Source organism: Sphingobium sp. (assembly GCF_036170395.1).
GTDB lineage: Bacteria > Pseudomonadota > Alphaproteobacteria > Sphingomonadales > Sphingomonadaceae > Sphingobium.
In genome coordinates, this window is sequence record NZ_JAVHPD010000075.1 from 104,746 (window position 1) to 124,119 (window position 19,374).

Genomic DNA, 19,374 nt, shown 5'->3' on the forward strand with positions numbered 1-19,374 from the left:
CCGATTGGTAAACGCAAGTGAAGATATCGATAAAGCGTTTGCGTGCCACGATGCGCCGCGATAGGAGTTTGCGCGGTAGCAAATGGACGGATAGGGGCCAAAGGTGACCGGGACAGCCCGGCCAGCTAGGGTCGTTTTTGGCTGATTTGTATAAACCACTGGTAAGATGAGTTAAGGAGTGTCGTTGCCGAATGGCCTATGCTGACCACTCGCAAGGATCGAGTCGCACGATATCGATCATCATCGTCGCCCTGATTCACGCTGTTCTCGGCTATGCCTTCGTCACCGGTCTTGGCATGAAATATGTCAAAAAGGCGGCGGAACAGTTGAACGTGATCGACGTGAAGGAGGAACCGCCACCACCGGACGAGGAACCGCCGCCGCCGCCGCCAGACCAGCCGGTCGAGCCGCCGCCGGTCGTCGCCCCGCCGCCGATCGTCCAGACGCCGGCTCCGGCCCCGCCGATCCAGACCGTGCGGACACCGCCTCCGGTGTTCAACCCGGTTCCGGTCGCCGCTCCCCCGCCGCCGCCGCCCGCGCCCCCGCCGCCGCCCCAGGCCGCGCAGCGCGCCGCGCCGCGTGGCGCACCAGGCAGCTGGCTCAGCGACGCGGACTATCCGAGCCGCGCGCAGCGCGAGGAACGCTCGGGCACGGCCGGTTTCCGCCTGGAAATCGGGCCTGACGGGCGCGTCACCAACTGCACCATCACCTCATCGACCGGCCATGCCGACCTCGATGAAGCGACCTGTCGCCTGCTGCCGCGTCGCGCGCGCTTCAAGGCGGCTGTCGGCAGCGATGGTCAGCCGATGGCGGACACGTACAACGGCCGGATCACGTGGCGTCTGCCGGAATAATCCTTAACGGGAAGGCAGGCGCTCCCCGCCGCCTTCCCCCCGCACGATCTTATTGAGAGGGAAGTCTTGAACATGTTGATGTATCTCGCAGCTGCGGCCCCCAAGCCGGAAAACCCCTATGGTCTCATGGAAGCCCTGGAGCAGGGCGGCACCATCGCCTGGACCGTCTTCATCATCCTGGTCGGCATGTCGGTCGGCACCTTCTACATCCTGTTCACCAAGCTGATCGAGCAGCAGAAGGTAATCAACCAGGGCAAGAAGGTCCGCGCGACCTTCTGGCGCGCCGCTTCGCTCAAGGAAGCGTCGGCCAAGCTCGAGAAGAACTCGGCCTACAAGCAGATCGTCGACGACGGCATCAAGGCCCAGGAAGAGCATGGCAAGCTGAAGGATCCGGTCGAAGCGCATGACTGGCTGCACGGCTCGCTCGCCCGTTCGGAAGGCGCGATCAACTCGTCGCTGAACGGCGGTCTCGCTTTCCTCGCGACCGTTGGTTCGACCTCGCCGTTCATCGGTCTGTTCGGTACGGTTATCGGCATCTATCGCGCGCTCATCAAGATCGGTGCGGCAGGGCAGGCATCGATCGACGCGGTCGCCGGCCCGGTCGGTGAAGCGCTCATCATGACCGCGCTCGGCCTTGCGGTCGCGGTTCCTGCGGTGCTTGCCTACAACTTCCTGCAGCGCCGCAACAAGGCGATCGCCGAGCAGCTCAACGGCTTCACCGTCGATCTGCTGGCCTATCTGGTCTCGGACGGCGCCGTGAAGCCGGCCCCGGCTGCGCCTGCCGCCAAGCCGGCCGCCGCGCCGACCAAGGCCTGATCGGTCTCTTGACGCCGGCGTAAGGAACCGGGCGGCGGCTGCGACCGCCCGGTTCCCCGCCGACCATGGCCCCCGCGCTACCCATGACGGGGCGCCATCGACACCAAGGTTAGGATAATATCAATGGCAATGAGTGTTGGCTCTGACGGCGGTGACGACAAGCCGATGTCCGACATCAACACGACGCCGCTCGTCGACGTCATGCTGGTGTTGCTCATCATCTTTCTCATCGCGGTCCCGGTCGTCGTTCAGTCGGTCGATCTGCAGCTTCCCAAGGTGGCGTTCGAGCCGACCACGACGAAGCCGGAAAATGTGTCGCTTTCGGTGACAGCGGCCGGCGACGGCAGCTGCGCGGTCTTCTGGGGCATGACGCCGGTCAATTCGAGCGAACTGCTCGATCGCGCCGTCGCCAAGCTGGAAGCGGACATCAAGAAGGCGGGCGGGGTCGAGAATATGACGCCCGAGGATCTGCCCGAAGTGCATATCCGCGGCGACATCAACGTCCCCTATCGTTGCATCGGCGGCACCATCTACACGATGCAGCGGGCCGGTTTCCCCAAGGTCGGATTCATCTCCGAGCCGGAGCCGGGCCAGGGCGTCCAGCGGCTTTAATCTAGGAGTAGTCTCCCATGGCAATGAGTGCCGGCCGCGATGACGGCGAACCGATGGTGGAAATGAACACGACGCCGCTGATCGACGTCATGCTCGTTCTCCTCATCATGTTCATCATCACCATCCCGATCCAGACCCATGCGGTGAAGATCGACCTGCCGCAGAACGCGCCGCCGACCGACAGCGTCGTCGACCCGGTCAAGAACAAGGTCGCGATCGACGCCGGTGGCGTCATCACCTGGAACGGGTCACCGATCGACCTTCTGACCCTGCGTCAATATCTGCAGCAGTCGCTGCGCCTGCCGGTCGAGCCGGAACTCCAGTTCCAGCCGGACGCGCAGACCCGCTATGTCGTCGTTGACGAGGTGCTGGCGGAGATCAAGCGCGCGGGCGTGACCAAGCTGGGTTTCGTCGGCAACGAACAATATGGCAATTTCTGATCGCTGACGGGTCCGCGCCGCACCGGCGCCAAGACTTCCCGCTTCGCCGGGATTGTGGACCGGACCCGTTCCGATCATGCCCTAAGACAACGGGCCGCCTTCCATGGCGGCCCTTTTTCGTTGCGCCCACGGCATGGTCGGCGCGGCATTTAACCTTTTGCTTACCTCCATGGCCGATCATACCGTCGCAAGCGACGCGATCGACAGGCCATGGGTGCGGAACGACTTCTAGAATATGACCGGAAAGCGCGGGCGGCCGAGCGGCGCCATGTGCAGATCGCGGTCAAGGTGCGGCGGCCCGGCGAAAGCTGGTTCACCAGCCGCATCACCGATGTGTCGATCAGCGGCTTTCGCCTGCAAAGCTTCATGAAACTGATCGTGGGCAGCGACATCTGGATCATGCTGCCAGGGTTTGAAGGCCGGCGCGCGCGCGTGACATGGGTGCAGGCGCATGAATCGGGCTGCGCCTTCGAGCGCCCGCTGCACCCCGCTATCCTCGATCATATCGTTCGGCTGAGCCTCGCCAAAGTGCGCTGAGCGCCGCGTGCCGCTCAGGCGACGGCATCCTGAAATTGCAGGCTGGCGAGCCGGGCATAGAGGCCGCCCTGCGCCACCAGCGCGGCATGATCGCCCTGCTCGACGATGCGGCCTTCGTCCATCACTAATATGCGGTCCGCCGCGCGCACCGTCGCCAGCCGGTGGGCGATGACGATGGTGGTGCGCCCCTGCATCAGCCGGGCGAGCGCTTCCTGCACCAGCCGCTCGGACTCGGCATCGAGCGCCGAGGTCGCTTCGTCCAGCAGCAGCAGCGGGGCGTCGCGCAGCAGCGCGCGGGCGATGGCGATGCGCTGGCGCTGCCCGCCGGAGAGGCGCGCGCCGCCTTCGCCGAGATAGGTGTCGAGCCCCTGAGGCAGGGCGCGGAGGAAGCCTTCCGCATTGGCCGCACGCGCTGCCTCCCAGATACGATCGTCGCTCGCGTCCCAGCAGCCATAGCGCAGATTGTCGCGCGCGGACGCGGCGAAGATCACGCTGTCCTGTGGCACCATCGCGGTCATGCCGCGCAGCGCCGCGGGGTCAGCATCGGGCAGGGCGACCCCGTTCAGCCGCACCGTGCCGGCATCGGCATCATAGAAGCGCAGCGCCAGCTGGATGATGGTCGATTTGCCCGCGCCCGACGGGCCAACGATGGCGACCGTCTCGCCCGGCTCCACCCCAAAGCTGACGCCGTGCAGCGCCGCCTGATCGGGGCGAGTCGGATAATGGAAATGCACCGCCTCGAACTCCAGCCGCGCCCCGGCGGCCGAGGCCGGAATTGGCACTGGATCGGCGGGCGGATGGATATCGGGTTCCGCCCGCATCAGTTCGTCGAGCCGGCTCGCCGCGCCCGCGCCACGCAACAGGTCGCCCCAGCTTTCCGACAGCGATCCGAATGCGCCGGCGACAAGGCCGCCAGTCAGCACGAAGGCGGCGATGCTGCCCCCCGACAGGCGGCCGGCGGCGACGTCGAGCGCGCCCTGCCACATGACGGCGGTGATCGATCCGAACACCAGCGCGATGACCACCGCGGTCATGATCGCCCGCAGCCGGATACGGCGGCGGGCGGTGGCGAAGCCTGCCTCCACCGTCGCGTCGAAGCGCGCCGCCTCGCGCGCTTCCTGGCCGAACGCCTGGACGATCTTCATCGCGCCCAGCACTTCGCTGGTGACGCTGCCGACATCCGCCAGCCGGTCCTGGCTGGCGCGGGACAGGCGCCGGACGCGGCGGCCGAGGCCGATCAGCACAACGAGGATGATCGGGATGCCGAGCAGCAGCAGCGCAGCGAGCTTGGGGGCGAGGACAAAGAGATAGGCAAGGCCGCCGATCCCCGTCACCAGATTGCGCAGCGCGACCGAGACGGTGGAGCCCACGACATTTTCAACGATCGCTGTGTCGGCGGTCATGCGCGACGCGATTTCGGAGGGGCGGTTTTCCTCGAAGAAGCGGGGCGCCTGGCGCAGCAGGTTCGCCTGGGTGGCGCTGCGTATGTCGGCGACGACGCGCTCCCCCAGCGTCGAGACGAAATAGAAGCGCAGCGCCGAGGCGATGGCGAGCACGACTACGATCAGCAGCAGATACTCGAACCAGCGGCTGATGTCGCCGCCGCCCATGAAACCCCGGTCGATCACCAGCCGGAAGCCGCTGGGGATGCCGAGCGTCGCCGCCGACGAGACGATCAGCGCGCCGAGCGCGGCGGCGATACGCGCGGGGTAACGGCGGGCGAACCGCCACAGCATCGCCAGGCTGCCAAGGGCGGGTCGCGGCGCGGCGCGGGTTGCGGAAACATCGTCCATGACCGGCCGCTTAGCAGCCCCTCCGTCCCCCCTCAATGGCCGTTCACCCCCCGGGCGCGATCGTCCCGGCGAGCTGCATCACCCGCCGCGCATTCGCTTTGCCGATCAGCGCATAGGCCATCGCTCCATCTTCCCAATAAGCGATTGTCTCACCGGCGCGGCGGGCCATGAGCGGGGTCGCCTCGGCCGGGGTTTCGGCGCGGTCGGCGAAGAAGGAGAGCGGCTCGCCCTGCGGCGTCACCAGGCTGATGGCGATGGCGCTGCTGTCCGCCGTCGGGAAAAGCTGAACGTCGGTCACGCGCCAGCCGGCGGGGAGGGCGGGAAGGGTGATGCCGGTCGACCGCTCGATCTCATGCGGGTCGAGCGTCGCGCTTTCGACCTGCGACGCCATGCTTTGCCTGAGCAGCCCGGCGCGGCGCGAGGCGGCGGCTTCATCGAGGAAGCTGTTGGCTTGGGCTGGCTGCGGAAACTCGCCCAGCGCGCCGCGCGCGATCCACCCGGTGGCGATCAGCGCCGCGATGCCGGCGGCGCGGCCCATATGCCGCCATGTCCGCCCCGCGTCGTCATCGTTGGCGACCGGCAGCGCCGGGTCGCGGCGGCGGCCGACCAGCGTGCCCTTCGTCCCGTCGCGCATCAGGCGGAAATCGATATGCGGCCAGCGCTGCCGCCAGCGCCGCGCGACGAGCCGCTCGCCGGGCCGGGCGGCATCGTCCAGCAGCACCACGCCATCAGGCGACAGGCGCGAAAACAGGCTGTCGGCCGCGCCGCGCACCAGCGGATGGACGCTCCAGGGCGGGCCGTCGATGATGATGAGGTCGATCCGGTCAGGCAGATGATCGACCGCATACCAGCGGCCGGGCCAGTCGCCGCTCTCCTGAGTCAGCGGCGCATGGCGGATATCGACATCCAGCCCATGTTCGCCGAGCCACTGCCGCGTCGCATCGACAAAGCCGCCATGCTGGTCGAAACTGTGCAGCCGCCCGCCGCCGTGCAATTGCAGCGCGCGCGCCGCGACCAGCGAGGACGCGCCTGCGCCCAGCTCGACCACATGGGCGGGCCGCAGCCGGGCGATTTCGCGGACGATGTGGCGCAGGAAGCCGACATCGGCCTTCCAGCTCCCCAAATGGGGCAGCGCGTCGTGCGGCAGGCCGAGTTCGTCGAGCAGCGCGCGCTTGTCCGCCGGGCGGCCGCCCGACAGGCTGGCGAGCAGCCAGGGCCAGCCGATTGCGCCGAATGCAAGCCGCCAGGCGAGATCGCCGGCCTTGCGGCGCAGGTCGCCTTGCGCTGGCGCGGCTTCGCTGAGCGGGAGAAAACCGGTAAGCTCGCGGGATGTCACGCAGGAAAACTCCTTATCGGAAAGGCTATGCCCGTCATCGGCTTTCGCGCATAGGGCGCAATCCATGACACAGGTAAGACCGATGACCCGCATAATTTCCGCGACGGTTGAACGCTGGCCGGTGGCGGGCGCGTTCGTCATCAGTCGGGGGGCCAAGACGCATGTCGATGTGGTCGTCTGCATCGTCGGCGACGGGGTGCATGAAGGGCGGGGCGAAGGCACGGCCATCTATTATGAGGGCGAGAGCGCGGAGGGATGCGTCGCGGCGATCGCCGCCTATGCCGGGCCATTGGAGCGGCAGGCGTTGCTGGCTCATATGCCGCGCGGCGCAGCGCGCAATGCGCTCGACTGCGCGCTGTGGGATCTGGAAGCGAAGCGCGCCGGGGTGCCGGTGTGGCGGCTGGCGGGGCTGGAGCCGCCCGCGCCGCTGCCCACCGCCTTCACCATCAGCCTGGGCGAGCCGGCAGCGATGGAGGCCGATGCAAGGGCCGCCGCTGCGAGGGGGTTCGGGCTGCTGAAATGCAAGCTGACCGGCGCGGGCGACCGGGATCGGGTCGCGGCGGTTCGGGCTGGCGCGCCGAATGCGCGGCTGATCGTCGACGCCAATGAAAGCTGGCACGACATGGACATATCGGCGGAAGCGGCGGCGCTGGCGGCGCTGGGGGTCGAGATGGTGGAGCAGCCGGTGCGCCATGGCGCGGAGGCGCGGCTCGACGGGGTGCGCGCGCCGTTGCCGCTGTGCGCCGACGAAAGCTGTCATACAAGCGCCGATCTCGACCGGCTGGGCGGGTTCGATGCGGTCAACATCAAGCTCGACAAGGCGGGCGGCCTGACCGAGGCGCTGGCGCTGCGGGCGCAGGCGCGGCGGCGCGGGTTCCGGGTCATGGTGGGCTGTATGCTCGGCACCTCGCTCGGCGTCGCGCCGGCCGCATTGGTGGCGCAGGGGGCGGACTGGATCGACCTTGACGGCGCGTTGCTGTTGGCCGAGGACCGGCCGGGTGGGCTGGCGGTGGCGGACGGGATGCTGGCGCCGGGGACGCTGTGGGGCACTGCTGGGTAACGGCGAGCGAAGTATACAGTGTCGTGAGGCGTTTTCGGGCAAAAGCCTCCGCGACGCGCCTGCAACGCGCTCGCGACGCTTCCGCAAGGCAACGCTCGGGTCACGGGTGGGTCATTATTGGGGCTCAGGTGAGTCACTGTCGGGTCACCATGACGCACCGGTGACACGCCGGGCGGGTCATAGCGACGCGCCTGTCGGGTACCGGCGGGGGTGGCGGACGGCTGCATCGGTCAGGATGGAGCAGAGAAAATCCTATTAGGAAAGGGGTAGCGTTGCGGGATATGCGGTCGGAATATTCATCCGTCATCCCGGGCTCGACCCGGGATCCCGCTTCTTCGCTGCCGCCCCGAAGGCAGCGGGACCCCGGATCAAGTCCGGGGTGACGAAGAACGGCAAGGATGGGGAGGGGGGTCAGGCTGCGAGGCGCAGGAACGGCACGGGGTCGGTCGAGCGCAGCACGATCGGGCGGCCTTCGGATGCCTCGAACAGTTCGCCGTCGAGGATAACGCTGCTATGGTCGCCCTCGATGCGGATGACGTCGCCCTGTTCCAGGTGGATGCCCTGCATCTTGGCCTTGCCCACGCGCTTGAAGACGCTGGCCCAGACGAGCCGCAGCAGCGCGGGGAGGCTCTGGTCCACCGCCATCAGCTTCATATTGCCGCGCTGGCTGCCGCCGGTCTGGACCCCCAGCAGCAGCTTTTCCAGCGTGGTCACGATCAGCACCGCGAAACGGCCGACCAGTTGTCCGTCGCGGATCAGCGAGATGCGCACCGGCTTGCCCGATGGCGGCAGGAAGCGCGCGCGGATGCCGAACAGCATCGAGAAGATGACCGCGACGGCCGTGATAAAATGGCTGATGCCGTTGGAGAGGCCGAGCGGATAAATCTGGTTGCGGCAATAGAGCATCGTGTCGGCGAGGCCCGCGCCGCCCAGGAACATGCCCAGCACCGGGCGGCTTTCCGCCTGACCGTCCGACAGGGCGATCAGCTCGCGCGCGACGACATGATCGTCGATCCCGGCCTTGGCGATCTGCACGATCCGCTCCAGCGCCTTGATCGGATCGCCATGGATGCCAAGGTCGAGCGCGATGAGGTTGGTCTTGCCATTGGGCAGCACGGCGATGGGGGGCACCCGCCCCTTGAAATGCGCGCCCTGATACAGCTCGGTCAGCGACGCCTGCACCGTGCCGTCGCCGCCGTTGATGACGATGACGGCGGGATCGACGCGCGCGATCGTCTGAAACGCGCGGCCGATCTGGTCGACCTGCTCCACCTCATAATGGAAGATGTCGGGATTGTTGGCGCAATAGCTGCGGACGCGCGGAAGGGTCTGGCGGTTGCCCGTCGATTTGGGATTGGACAGGAGCGCGACGCAGACCATCTTTTCCCGCCTACATATATTGCAGGTTGATGGTGATCTTCGTCACCCCCGGCCCCGCATAGAAAGCGGCCTTCTCCACCCCCGGCTTGCCGAGATTGAAGATGCTGAGCGAGGGATTGTTGGAAAAGCCGCCGCCGTCGCGCGAAATGTCGGTCTTGCCATTGCCGTCGCGATCATGGCGCACGGCAATGCCATAACGGCCGGGCTGCGGCACCGGCACGCAGAAGCGCATCGCGCCGCCCGCCGGGCGCACCGCCGTGTCGATGCGGCTCAGCCATTCGCCCTTCGTCAGCCACGACGCCTTCGTCGCGGGATAGGATTGGACGCGCACCTTGCCGGTGGCGGCGGAAAAGCCGCGCACGTCGACCAGCACCGCCGGCCCCTTCGCATCGGAGGCGCAGCGCGCCAGATCATTGCCGATTTCCTGCCCATGGGCGAGCGCGGCCGAGGACGCGACCAGCGCGCTCGCCACCATCAAACCCCGTGCAACTTTTACCATGACCATCAGACTCCTGGAAGCTATAGCCGTCCGGCAACGACCGGATGGCGAGCCCCTGTTCGCCCCGCAAACTTACCTGTGCCATATGGAATCGGTTTGCGGCCAAAACATGGTGATGGGACGACGACTTAGAGAATGCTGACCGCCACCGATCGTTATCTCGCCCGGCTGATCGCGCTGCCCATGTTCGGCACGCTGGTGATCGCCGCGATGCTGCTGGTGCTGGACAAGATGCTGAGCCTGTTCGACTTCGTCGCGGCGGAGGGCGGGCCGGTGAGCGTGGTGTGGCGGATGCTCGCCAACATGCTACCCGAATATCTGTCGCTCGGCATCCCGATCGGGCTGATGCTGGGGATATTGCTGGCGTTCCGCAAGCTGGCGCTGTCATCGGAACTGGATGTGATGCGCGCGGTGGGCCTGTCTTACGGGCGGCTGCTGCGGGTGCCCTATATGTTCGCGATCGCGCTCGCGCTGCTCAATTTCGGCATCGTCGGCTTCGTCCAGCCCCTGTCGCGCCACGCCTATGAGGCGCTGCGCTTCGAGCTGCGGTCGGGCGCGCTCGGCGCGTCGATCAAGGTCGGCGAGTTCACCAACCTCGGCAAACGCATGACGTTGCGGATCGAGCGCAGCCGCGACGAGGGCCGCAACCTACAGGGCATTTTCGTGCGCGCGACGAGCCGCGACGGGCAATCGCTGGCCGTAACGGCGGCGCAGGGGACGTTCCTCGCCACCGACGATCCCGACGTCATCATCTTCCGCCTGCGCGACGGGGTGCTGGTCAATGACTCGCCCAAGTACAAGTCGCCGCGCATCCTCTCCTTCTCCAGCCACGACCTGCCGATCGACCTGCCGCAGATCGAGCGGTTCCGGGGCCGCGACGTGGACCGGGAGAAGACCATTCCCGAGCTGGTGAAGATCGGCAAGAACGATGCGACGCCCGAAAAGCTGCGCAATGAGGTGCGGGCCAATTTCCATTATCGCATGGCCGAAGTGGTGTTCATGCTGCTGCTGCCGCTCGCCGCGCTGGCCTTCGCCATTCCGCCCAAACGCTCGACCTCGGCGCTGGGCGTGTTCCTCTCCATCGTGTTCATCGTCACCTATCACAAGATCAATCAATATGGCGAAAGCGTCGGCGCATTGGGCAAGATCGACCCGATCATCGCGCTGTGGGGGCCGTTCCTGATCGCCTCCGCGCTGGTGCTGTGGATGTATCATGTGATCGCGCACCGGCCGGGGGGGCAGCCGATCGCGGCGCTCGAATTTGCGTTCGGCAAGCTCGGCAAGCAGGTGGCGCGGCTGCTGGGCTTCTGGCGGCGGCGCGGCCGGGTTGAAGGAGCGGCCTGACCCATGAACCTGCAATTCTTCCCGTCGCGCCAGATGAGCTGGTATATGGCGCGGCTGTTCCTGACCCGCACCTTCGCCGTGCTGATGCTGCTGGTGGTCGTGCTCCAGACGCTCGACCTGCTGGGCGAATCGGGCGATATCCTCGCTTATCCGGGGAATGGCGACGCGCAATTATGGCATTATGTGGCGCTGCGCGCGCCCCAGATCGTGGCGCGATTCCTGCCCTTCTCGGTGCTACTCGGCACGCTGGTGATGCTGGCGAGCCTCAACCAGAATAGCGAGATCATCGCGATGAAGGCGGCGGGCCTTTCGGCGCACCAGATATTGGCGCCGCTGATCGCGACGGCGCTGGGCGTCTCGCTCATCAGCTTCGCCTTCAACGAACGGATCGTCGCGCGGTCGACCGCTGCGCTCACCGCCTGGGAAGCGGTCGACTATGGGCCGGTGCCGCCGTCGAGCGGGGTCAAGTCCAACCCCTGGGTGCGCGACGGCAACAATCTCGTCAACGTCGCCATCGTCGCTGGGCGAGGCGAGGCGGTGCAGCTGCGCAACGTGCAGATCTACAACCGCATCAACAACAGCCTGACGACGATCGTCCAGGCGCCGCGCGGCCATTATGACGCGGCCAGCAAAAGCTGGCTGCTGGAAAATGCGCGCCAGTTCGATGTGGCGCGCGGCACGCAGCGGCAGATCGGCACGGTGCGCTTCGGCCGCGACATCCGCCCCGACCAGTTCACGCTGGCGAAGGTCGATCCTGACGCGCTGACCTTCGACGAATTGCGCGCGGCGATCGCGGACCTGCACGATGCCGGGCGGCCGACGGCGGAGCTGGAGGGCAATCTCTGGCACAAGCTGTCGGGACCGCTCTCCGCGCTGCTGATGCCGATCCTGGGGTCGGTGGCGGCGTTCGGGCTGGCGCGATCGGGCCAGCTCTTCATCCGCGCGGTGATGGGGATGGCGCTGGGCTTTGCTTATTTCGTGGCGGACAATTTCTCGCTCGCGATGGGGAGCCTGGGCGCTTACCCGCCGGTGCTGGCGGCCTGGGCGCCCTTCTTCCTGTTCCTGCTGGTCGGCGAAACGGTGTTGTTCCGTACCGAGGAATAAAGAAGGCCCCGGCGACCAAGGGACGTCGCACGGGGCCTTCCACAGGGGGCGTTCCGATCCTCATAGGGGGAGGGGAAAGAGACCGGAACCACCGCTATATGGGCAGCGGGAATTGCGTTTCAAGACGCAACGGGTGGATATTTTCGCGCCGCGATCTGTCCTTCATCCTCCCCTGCAAGGGGAGGTGGCGCGCGCGAAGCGCGTGACGGAGGGGTGTTCACCTCTCGATAGCGGGACACCCCTCCACCACCAGCTTCGCTGGTTCACTGGAGGCACGTGCCTCCAGTGAACCCCCTCCCCCAAGGGGGAGGATTTAGGTAGCGCCGCCGTCAGCTCTCTCACCGCCCCATCGTGCTCCGCGCGATCTTGGCGATGAGCGGCGACATGCCGGCATAATTGCCCTTGCGATAGGGCGAGGCCGGCTCCAGCGCCGCCATCAGCCGGGCATGGGCCGCGCCCAGCGCGTGATAGGGAACGCTCGGCAGCAGATGGTGCAGCGCATGGTAGCGCAAACCGACGGGCGCCCAGAGGAAAGGCAGATAGCCCGGCGGTGGCACATTGACCGAATCGAGATATTGCGCCGTCACCGTCATCGCCTCGCCCTCATTCTCCCAGAGATGGGCGACGAGGGTGCGGAGCTGGTTGATGACGGTCATCGCCGAATGGATCGCCATATAGGTGAGCAGCGGCGTCCATCCGAACGCGAAAACGCTCCCCACCAGCGCCAGCGCGACGAGGCAGGCGCCCGCTTCCTGCCACGCCCACATGCGGGCGAACTCCCCTTCGGGGGCGCGACGGCGGTAAGCGGGGTTGATCGACAAAGCGGAAAATTCCGCGATCACCTTGGCGCGCAGCGGCGGGACCAGCAGCGATAGCGGGGTCAGCAGCCCGAAGCGCAGGATGAGCCCGACCGGCGCGAGCGCGGCGACCAGGATGAAGAGCGGCAGCGACCAGGGCTTCATCAGCGCCAGCGGCAGATATTCGGGGTCTTCGCTGGTGCCGTAGCGGGTGCGGGCATGATGCTGGGTATGGACGCCCTCGTACATAAAGGAGGGAATCATCAGCGGAATGCCGACGATGAGGTTCCACCCCGCGCGAAAGCCCGGCAGCGCGCCCTTGCGGATATGGGTCAGCTCATGGATGAAGCTCGCCGCGCGATAGAGCGCCAGCATCGCCACGATGCCCCATGCGATCGCGACGCCGGTCGAGGGCGCGAGGATCGCGCCAGCCATTGCCCCCCAGCCGATCAGCGCCGACAGAGCGAGGTCGGTCCAGTAAATGCGCGGACTGGCGGCCGCGAACTCGCGCGCCAGATCGGCCGCGGCGCGCAGCATCGCCGGGTCGTCCGGGATCGCCGCGCGCGCCCGCTGCGCGGCGGCCAATAGGGGGTCGTGCTTCGTCATGCGGGCGGTCCTAATCTCCAAATGCGCTGATATCATGGCAACAGCATGGCGGTCAGCCCCCTGATGCGCGCGCCGCCGCGCCGCATTGACTTTGCGCGGTCAAGCGCCGAACGGACGCGCAGCATTTTTCCAGCGAGGCGGCAGACGTGGCGCAGACTGATCTGGTGATTACCCCTGTTTCCGGCCCAATTCCGAATGGGGCCGACATGAAGGCCTTCATCGACCTGCCCTGGCGGCTTTATGCCAATGACCCCAACTGGGTGCCGCCGCTCAAGGCCGAGGTGAAAGAGCTGCTGACGCCGGGCAAGAACCCCTTTTTCGGCCATGCCGAGGCGCAATATTTCCTCGCCCGGCGCGGCGGGACGGTGGTCGGCCGCATTTCCGCCCATATCGACCGGCTGGCGCTGGAGCAGCCGGTGGACCAGGGCATGGGGCCGGGCACCGGCAATTTCGGCCTGTTCGAGGCGGAGGATGCGGCGACCGGCGCGGCGCTGATCGCGGCCGCCGAGGACTGGCTGCGCGCCAAGGGCATGACCCGCGTGCTGGGGCCGATCTCGCTGTCCATCTGGGAGGAGCCGGGGCTGCTGATCGAAGGCCATGACCATCCGCCCACGGTGATGATGGGGCATAACAGCCCGGCCTATCGGGCGATGATCGAAGGGGCGGGCTATGCGCCGGTCAAGCAGCTCAAAACCTATGAACTGGACATCACCCAGCCATTCCCGCCGCTGATTCAGCGCATCGTGCAGTCGGGCGAAAAGAACCCCCGTATCCATGTGCGCAAGGTCGACAAGGCGCAGTTCGACAAGGAAGCCGCGATCATCCTTGGCATCCTCAACGACGCCTGGGGCAACAACTGGGGCTTCGTGCCGATCACCGACGCGGAAGTCGCGCAAACCGGCAAGAAGCTGAAGCCGATCGTGTTCGAGGATCTCATCATGATCGCCGAACTGGACGGCGAACCGGTCGCCTTCATGATGACGCTGCCCGATCTCAACGAAGCGGTGAAGCCCTTGAACGGGGCGCTCTTTCCGTTCGGCTGGATCAAGCTGCTGTCCTGGCTGCGCAAGCCCCAATGCCGGACCATGCGCGTGCCATTGATGGGCGTGGTGCAGCGGCTTCAGGCGTCGCGCATGGCGAGCCAGCTCGCCTTCATGATGATCGAATATATCCGCCGCAACGCGGTGGCGCAGTACGGATCGACGCGCGGGGAGATCGGCTGGGTGCTGGACGATAATCAGGGCATGAACGCTATCGCCGACGCGATCGAAAGCCGGGTGAATAAAATCTACCAGATTTACGAAAAACCGATCTGACAAGATGTCTATGGTTTAATCATTTCGCTGTCGTTTCTACTGCAACTTCATGCTATAGGCTTCGTTCATAACCCAGGATAACAAGCTGAAGGAGTGTTTATCATGGGTGAGACCATCGACAAGCTGAAGGCTGCCGGCAACAAGGCTGCTGGCGCGGTGAAGGAATCGGTCGGCAAGGCCACCGACAATCCGAACCTGGAGGCCGAGGGCAAGGCGCAGAAGGCCAAGGGCACGGCGCAGGACGTCGCCGGATCGGTCAAGGGCGCGCTCGGCGACAAGATCTGATTTCCCTCGCCTGAGGGTCGCAACGGGCCTCGCTCCTCGCAAGAGGGGCGGGGCCTTTTAATATATTCCTCCCCTTGCAGGGGAGGGGGACCGCGCCCGCAGGGCGTGGTGGAGGGGTGTCACCCTATCGAGAGCAGGACAGCCCTCCGTCAGCCGCTACGCACCTGCCACCTCCCCCAATGGGCAGGGCAATCGCGTATGGAATTTGCCCTTGGTGTGAAAAAGGGTTTAGCCAAGTCTCCGTTCGCCCTGAGCCTGTCGAAGGGCCCTTTTTTGTTTGTTCCGAGTGTCTGCGCCAAGAAAAGAACAGTCCTTCGACAGGCTCAGGACGAACGGCATTTTTTATATGCGATAGCCCTGCCCCGCTGGCGGAAGATTATTTGGGTTGGCGAGATAATTCCGCACATCCCGCCGCAATTCGCCGGCGCACAGATACAGCGCGATCACATTGGGGATCGCCATCAGGAAGAAGCTGGAATCGACGATCCCGACCACGCGGCCAAGGTCGATCGCGGCCGCCGGCGGCAGGGCGACGACATAGAGGATCTTGTAGGTCCATTGGGCCTTGGGGCCATGGCCGAACAGATAGCCCCAGGCCTGCAAGCCGTAGAAGCCCCACGCCACCAGCGTCGAATAGGCGAACAGGAACACGACGACCGCCAGCAGCCAGGGGAACCAGGGCGACACCTTGGCGAAGGCGGCGGAGGTAATGGCGATCCCTTCCAGCCCCGTATTCCATGTCCCCGCGACGACCAGCGCAAGGCCGCCCAGCGCGCAGACGATCATCGTGCCGAGCAGCGGTTCGAGCAGCGCCACCAGCCCCTCCGACACCGGATGCTGCGCGCGCGCGAGACTGTGCGCCATCACGGCCGAGCCCACGCCCGCCTCGCTGGCGAACACCGCGCGGCGCATCCCCGCGACGAAGGCTCCGACCGCGCCGCCGGTCGCTGCGTTGCCTTGCCAAGCGCCGTTCCAGATGAGGGCCAGCGCCGAGGGTATCTCGCCAAGGTGCAGGATCAGGATCGCCGCCACCCCCGCCAGATAGACCGCGACCTTGAGCGGGGTCAGCCGCTTCGCCACCTCGCCAAGCCAGGCCGCGCCGCCCAGCGTCACCAGCGCCACCGCGCCGGCGAGAAACACGCCATAGGCCCAGCCGTTCGAGAGGCCGGTGACTTGCCTGACCTGCGCGAAGCTCTGATTGACCTGCACCATCGGGATCGCGCCGAACAAAGCGAAGAAGGCGTAAGCGCCGCCAAGCGCCAGCCCCAGCTTGGGCCAGCCGCGCGCCGCGCCCACGGCTTTCAGCACATACATCGGCCCGCCATGGGCGTGGCCGGCAGAGTCGAACACGCGATATTTGAGGCCCAGCGTCACCTCCGCCATCTTCACCGTCATCGCGAACCAGCTGATGATGAACATCCAGAGGATCGCGCCCGGCCCGCCCATCGTCAGCGCGACCGCGACGCCGGCGATATTGCCGAGGCCGATCGTGCCGGAAAGCGCGGTGGAGAGCGCCGCCCACTGGCTGACGTCGCCCTTCGCTTCGCCCTCGCGGGGCTGGCTCTTGAGGGTGCGGATCGCCCGCCCGACCTGGGTGATGTTGGGGAAGCCGAGCCAGAAGGTGAAGAAGAGCATCGGCACGGCGAGGTAGAGGACGATCAGCTCGACCTGCGCGCCGAGCACCGGCACCTTGAAGAATACGGCGTTGGAAAGGTCATCGACGAGCGCGTTGAAATATTCCATCGCTCCCGGATGCCGCCGAGCGGGCCGAAAGTCGATTGAGAAAAACTTGTCCTGTTGCCCAGCGGGCGCTGCGCGCTATGCCGGCATCATGGACCGCATCAAGACCATCGCCCGCGGCATCGGCATTACGCTGTTGTTCCTGATCGTCGCCCTGTGCCTGGCGGTCACGATCGTGCCGCCCTTCCTCGACCGCATCTATTATCGCGGGCCGGCAAGCAGCCATTATGACGGCGCGCATTTCTTCAACCCCGACGGGGTGATCGACATCCCCGCGCCGCCGGGGGCAAGCCGGCAGGGCTTCATCGCCCGCTGGCTATTGGGCGCGGACGACCGGCCGCCCTGGCCTGACGCGGTGGCGGTCAAGCCCGCGCGCCCCGCGCCCTTCGCCGCGCCGCGCGGCATGGTGGCGACCTGGGTCGGCCATGCGACCGTGCTGGTGCAGGCGGCCGGGCTCAATATCCTGACCGATCCGATCTGGTCGGATTATGCCAGCCCCTTTCCGCCGCTTGGGCCAAAGCGGGTGGCGCAGCCGGGCATCCGCTTCGAGGATCTGCCCAAGATCGACCTGATCCTCCTCAGCCACAATCATTACGACCATATGGACCTGCCGACGCTGAAGCGCCTCTGGCAGCGTGACCGGCCCAAGATCGTGACGAGCCTTGGCAACGACACGATCCTCAAGAGCGCAGGCATCCCCGCTGTCGCGCTCGACTGGGGCGGCAGCGTCAGCGGCGCGGCCTTGAATGGACTTGCCCCGCAAGCGGTGATCCAGTGCGGCGCTTACGAACATTGCCCCGACTATCGCGTCCATGTGACCCGCAACCATCATTGGGGCAGCCGCTGGGGCGCCGACCGCAACCGCGCGCTATGGTCGAGCTTCGTCGTGGAGACGCGCGCGGGCAACATCTTCTTCGCGGGCGACACCGGCGCGGGCGACATGGGCTGGCCGATCCAGGCGCGGCGCTATGGTCCGATCCGGCTGGCCCTGATCCCGATCGGCGCGTTCCGTTTCTGGAAGGGGCAGATGCAGTCGGACGCGCATATCGGCCCGCTTCAGGCGGTGGAGATATTCAGGCGGCTGGGCGCGTCGACCGCGATTCCCGTTCACTGGGGCACTTTCCGCCTGTCCTACGAGAAGTGGGACACGCCGCCCAAAATGCTGGAGCTGGCGCTCCGCTGCGCCGGCATCCCGCGCGAGCGCTTCGCGCCGGTGCGGATCGGGCAGGCGGTGCCGGTGCCGATGGTCAGTCCGGTGCCGGAGGCGCCCAAAAGCTGCGACGAACGCGCGATCGAGGCGCTGGAGTAGCGCCTATTTCATCCTCCCCTGCAAGGGGAGGTGGCTGGCCGCAGGCCAGACGGAGGGGTGTCCCCATCTCGAGAGGGCAACACCCCTCCACCACCCGCTACGCGGGCGGTCCCCCTCCCCCTACAGGGGAGGATGGTTTTCCTCACACCCCCTCCAGCAGCCCCTCGCGCCTGATCTTCTCCTGCCACACCAGCGGCGCGAGGCGGTGGACATTCTGGCCTTCGCTGTCGACGGCCACCGTCACCGGCATATCCTCGACGGTGAATTCGTAGATCGCCTCCATGCCGAGGTCCGCGAAACCCACGACCTTCGCCTCCTTGATCGCGCGGGCGACGAGGTAGGCCGCGCCGCCGACCGCCATCAGATAGGCGCTCTTGTGCTTGGCGATCGAATCCGTCGCCGCCGGGCCGCGCTCGGCCTTGCCGACGCAGGCGGCCAGGCCCTGTTCCAGCATCATGTCCATGAACTTGTCCATGCGCGTGGCGGTGGTGGGGCCGGCGGGGCCGACCACTTCGTCGCGCACCGGATCGACCGGGCCGACATAATAGATGACGCGGCCCTTGAAATCGACCGGCAGGCTTTCGCCCTTCGCCAGCATATCCTGGATGCGCTTGTGCGCGGCGTCGCGCCCGGTCAGCATCCGGCCGTTCAGGAGCAGCCGGTCGCCATGCTTCCAGCTCTGGACATGCTCGGGCGTCAGCGTGTCGAGATCGACGCGGATCGCTTCCTTGCTCGGCTTCCAGTCGACCTGCGGCCATTCGGACAGCTTGGGCGCTTCCAGATAGGCCGGGCCGGAGCCGTCGAGCGTGAAATGCGCGTGGCGCGTCGCCGCGCAATTGGGGATCATCGCCACCGGCTTGCCCGCCGCGTGGCAGGGATAGTCGTAGATCTTGACGTCGAGGATGGTGGACAGACCGCCAAGCCCCTGCGCGCCGATGCCGAGCGCATTGACCTTGTCGAAAATCTCGATCCGCATCTCCTCGATCTTGTTCTGCGGGCCGCGCAGCTTGAGCTCGCCCATGTCGATGGGCTCCATCAGGCTTTCCTTGGCGAGCGCCACCGCCTTTTCCGCGGTGCCGCCAATGCCGATGCCGAGCATCCCCGGCGGGCACCAGCCAGCGCCCATCTGCGGGATCATCTCCAGCACCCAGTCGACGATCGAATCGCTGGGGTTCATCATCTTGAACTTGGTCTTGTTCTCGCTGCCGCCGCCCTTGGCCGCGACATCGACGATCACCTTGCTGCCCGGCACCATCTCGACATTCAGCACGCAGGGCGTGTTGTCCTTCGTGTTCTGGCGCGAGAAAGCGGGATCGCGCAGGATCGAGGCGCGCAGGCGGTTTTCGGGGTTGAGGTAGGCGCGGCGCACGCCTTCGTCCACGACCTCCTGCATCGACCGGCTATTGTCGTCCAGGCGGCAGTCCATGCCCCATTTGATGAAGACATTGACGATGCCGGTGTCCTGGCATATCGGCCGATGCCCCTCCGCGCACATGCGGCTGTTGGTCAGGATCTGGGCGATGGCGTCCTTCGCCGCCGGATTGGC

The 19,374-nt window shown here is 66.4% G+C and carries 18 protein-coding genes; 11 read left to right on the forward strand and 7 right to left on the reverse strand.

The window, feature by feature from the left end; translation table 11 throughout:
* Positions 1 to 191 precede the first annotated feature (191 nt).
* From V2B31_RS18620 to V2B31_RS18640, 5 genes are all read left to right on the forward strand, one after another.
* A complete protein-coding gene (locus tag V2B31_RS18620; protein ID WP_328281470.1) occupies positions 192 to 854 on the forward strand; it encodes an energy transducer TonB in 663 nt (220 codons plus the stop codon).
* 72 nt (positions 855 to 926) lie between these two features.
* Positions 927 to 1,670, forward strand: a complete 744-nt coding sequence (locus V2B31_RS18625; protein WP_328281472.1) for a MotA/TolQ/ExbB proton channel family protein — start codon at positions 927 to 929, stop codon at positions 1,668 to 1,670.
* Positions 1,671 to 1,793: 123 nt separating this feature from the next.
* Entirely contained in the window at positions 1,794 to 2,282 is a 489-nt protein-coding gene (locus tag V2B31_RS18630) for an ExbD/TolR family protein (protein ID WP_328281474.1), read from the forward strand.
* A 17-nt stretch (positions 2,283 to 2,299) separates the two neighbouring features.
* Entirely contained in the window at positions 2,300 to 2,722 is a 423-nt protein-coding gene (locus V2B31_RS18635; protein WP_328281476.1) for an ExbD/TolR family protein, read from the forward strand.
* A 210-nt stretch (positions 2,723 to 2,932) separates the two neighbouring features.
* A complete protein-coding gene (locus tag V2B31_RS18640) occupies positions 2,933 to 3,259 on the forward strand; it encodes a PilZ domain-containing protein (protein WP_328281478.1) in 327 nt (108 codons plus the stop codon).
* 14 nt (positions 3,260 to 3,273) lie between these two features.
* Here the strand turns inward: V2B31_RS18640 and V2B31_RS18645 are convergent, their stop codons facing one another.
* Positions 3,274 to 5,052 (reverse strand): ABC transporter transmembrane domain-containing protein, encoded by a 1,779-nt coding sequence (locus tag V2B31_RS18645; RefSeq protein WP_328281480.1) that lies wholly within the window; start codon positions 5,050 to 5,052, stop codon positions 3,274 to 3,276.
* 43 nt (positions 5,053 to 5,095) lie between these two features.
* Positions 5,096 to 6,388: a class I SAM-dependent methyltransferase gene (locus V2B31_RS18650; protein ID WP_328281481.1), complete on the reverse strand. Its 1,293-nt coding sequence runs from the start codon at positions 6,386 to 6,388 to the stop codon at positions 5,096 to 5,098.
* An 82-nt stretch (positions 6,389 to 6,470) separates the two neighbouring features.
* On the opposite strand from V2B31_RS18650, the gene dgcA reads away from it, so the two are divergent.
* A complete protein-coding gene (dgcA, locus tag V2B31_RS18655; RefSeq protein WP_328281499.1) occupies positions 6,471 to 7,448 on the forward strand; it encodes an N-acetyl-D-Glu racemase DgcA in 978 nt (325 codons plus the stop codon).
* 411 nt (positions 7,449 to 7,859) lie between these two features.
* On the opposite strand, the gene V2B31_RS18660 is transcribed toward dgcA, so the two are convergent.
* Both V2B31_RS18660 and V2B31_RS18665 read right to left on the reverse strand, forming a co-directional pair.
* A complete protein-coding gene (locus tag V2B31_RS18660) occupies positions 7,860 to 8,828 on the reverse strand; it encodes a diacylglycerol/lipid kinase family protein (protein WP_328281483.1) in 969 nt (322 codons plus the stop codon).
* 10 nt (positions 8,829 to 8,838) lie between these two features.
* Positions 8,839 to 9,333 (reverse strand): DUF2141 domain-containing protein, encoded by a 495-nt coding sequence (locus tag V2B31_RS18665; protein WP_328281485.1) that lies wholly within the window; start codon positions 9,331 to 9,333, stop codon positions 8,839 to 8,841.
* A 129-nt stretch (positions 9,334 to 9,462) separates the two neighbouring features.
* On the opposite strand from V2B31_RS18665, the gene lptF reads away from it, so the two are divergent.
* Both lptF and lptG read left to right on the forward strand, forming a co-directional pair.
* The gene (lptF, locus tag V2B31_RS18670; RefSeq protein WP_328281487.1) at positions 9,463 to 10,671 is read left to right on the forward strand and encodes an LPS export ABC transporter permease LptF; all 1,209 of its coding nucleotides are present in this window, start codon (positions 9,463 to 9,465) and stop codon (positions 10,669 to 10,671) included.
* A gap of 3 nt (positions 10,672 to 10,674) precedes the next feature.
* Positions 10,675 to 11,775 (forward strand): LPS export ABC transporter permease LptG, encoded by a 1,101-nt coding sequence (gene lptG / locus V2B31_RS18675; protein WP_328281488.1) that lies wholly within the window; start codon positions 10,675 to 10,677, stop codon positions 11,773 to 11,775.
* Positions 11,776 to 12,113: 338 nt separating this feature from the next.
* On the opposite strand, the gene V2B31_RS18680 is transcribed toward lptG, so the two are convergent.
* On the reverse strand, positions 12,114 to 13,178 hold the full coding sequence (locus V2B31_RS18680) for a fatty acid desaturase family protein (protein WP_328281489.1): 1,065 nt from the start codon (positions 13,176 to 13,178) through the stop codon (positions 12,114 to 12,116).
* Between the two features lie 146 nt (positions 13,179 to 13,324).
* Between V2B31_RS18680 and V2B31_RS18685 the strand changes: the two genes are divergently transcribed.
* Positions 13,325 to 14,494 (forward strand): N-acetyltransferase, encoded by a 1,170-nt coding sequence (locus V2B31_RS18685; RefSeq protein ID WP_328281490.1) that lies wholly within the window; start codon positions 13,325 to 13,327, stop codon positions 14,492 to 14,494.
* Positions 14,495 to 14,596: 102 nt separating this feature from the next.
* On the forward strand, positions 14,597 to 14,779 hold the full coding sequence (locus V2B31_RS18690) for a CsbD family protein (protein WP_328281491.1): 183 nt from the start codon (positions 14,597 to 14,599) through the stop codon (positions 14,777 to 14,779).
* A gap of 342 nt (positions 14,780 to 15,121) precedes the next feature.
* Here V2B31_RS18690 and V2B31_RS18695 read toward each other — a convergent pair whose 3' ends face one another.
* Complete coding sequence (locus tag V2B31_RS18695) at positions 15,122 to 16,522, reverse strand: alanine/glycine:cation symporter family protein (protein ID WP_328281492.1); 1,401 nt, start codon at positions 16,520 to 16,522, stop codon at positions 15,122 to 15,124.
* 88 nt (positions 16,523 to 16,610) lie between these two features.
* Here V2B31_RS18695 and V2B31_RS18700 point away from each other — a divergent pair, with 88 nt between their 5' ends.
* Positions 16,611 to 17,828 carry an MBL fold metallo-hydrolase gene (locus V2B31_RS18700; RefSeq protein ID WP_328281493.1) on the forward strand — a complete coding sequence of 406 codons (1,218 nt, stop codon included), beginning with the start codon at positions 16,611 to 16,613 and terminating at the stop codon, positions 17,826 to 17,828.
* 142 nt (positions 17,829 to 17,970) lie between these two features.
* Here the strand turns inward: V2B31_RS18700 and V2B31_RS18705 are convergent.
* On the reverse strand, positions 17,971 to 19,374 hold a 1,404-nt coding region (locus tag V2B31_RS18705), incomplete at its 5' end, for a fumarate hydratase (RefSeq protein WP_328281494.1).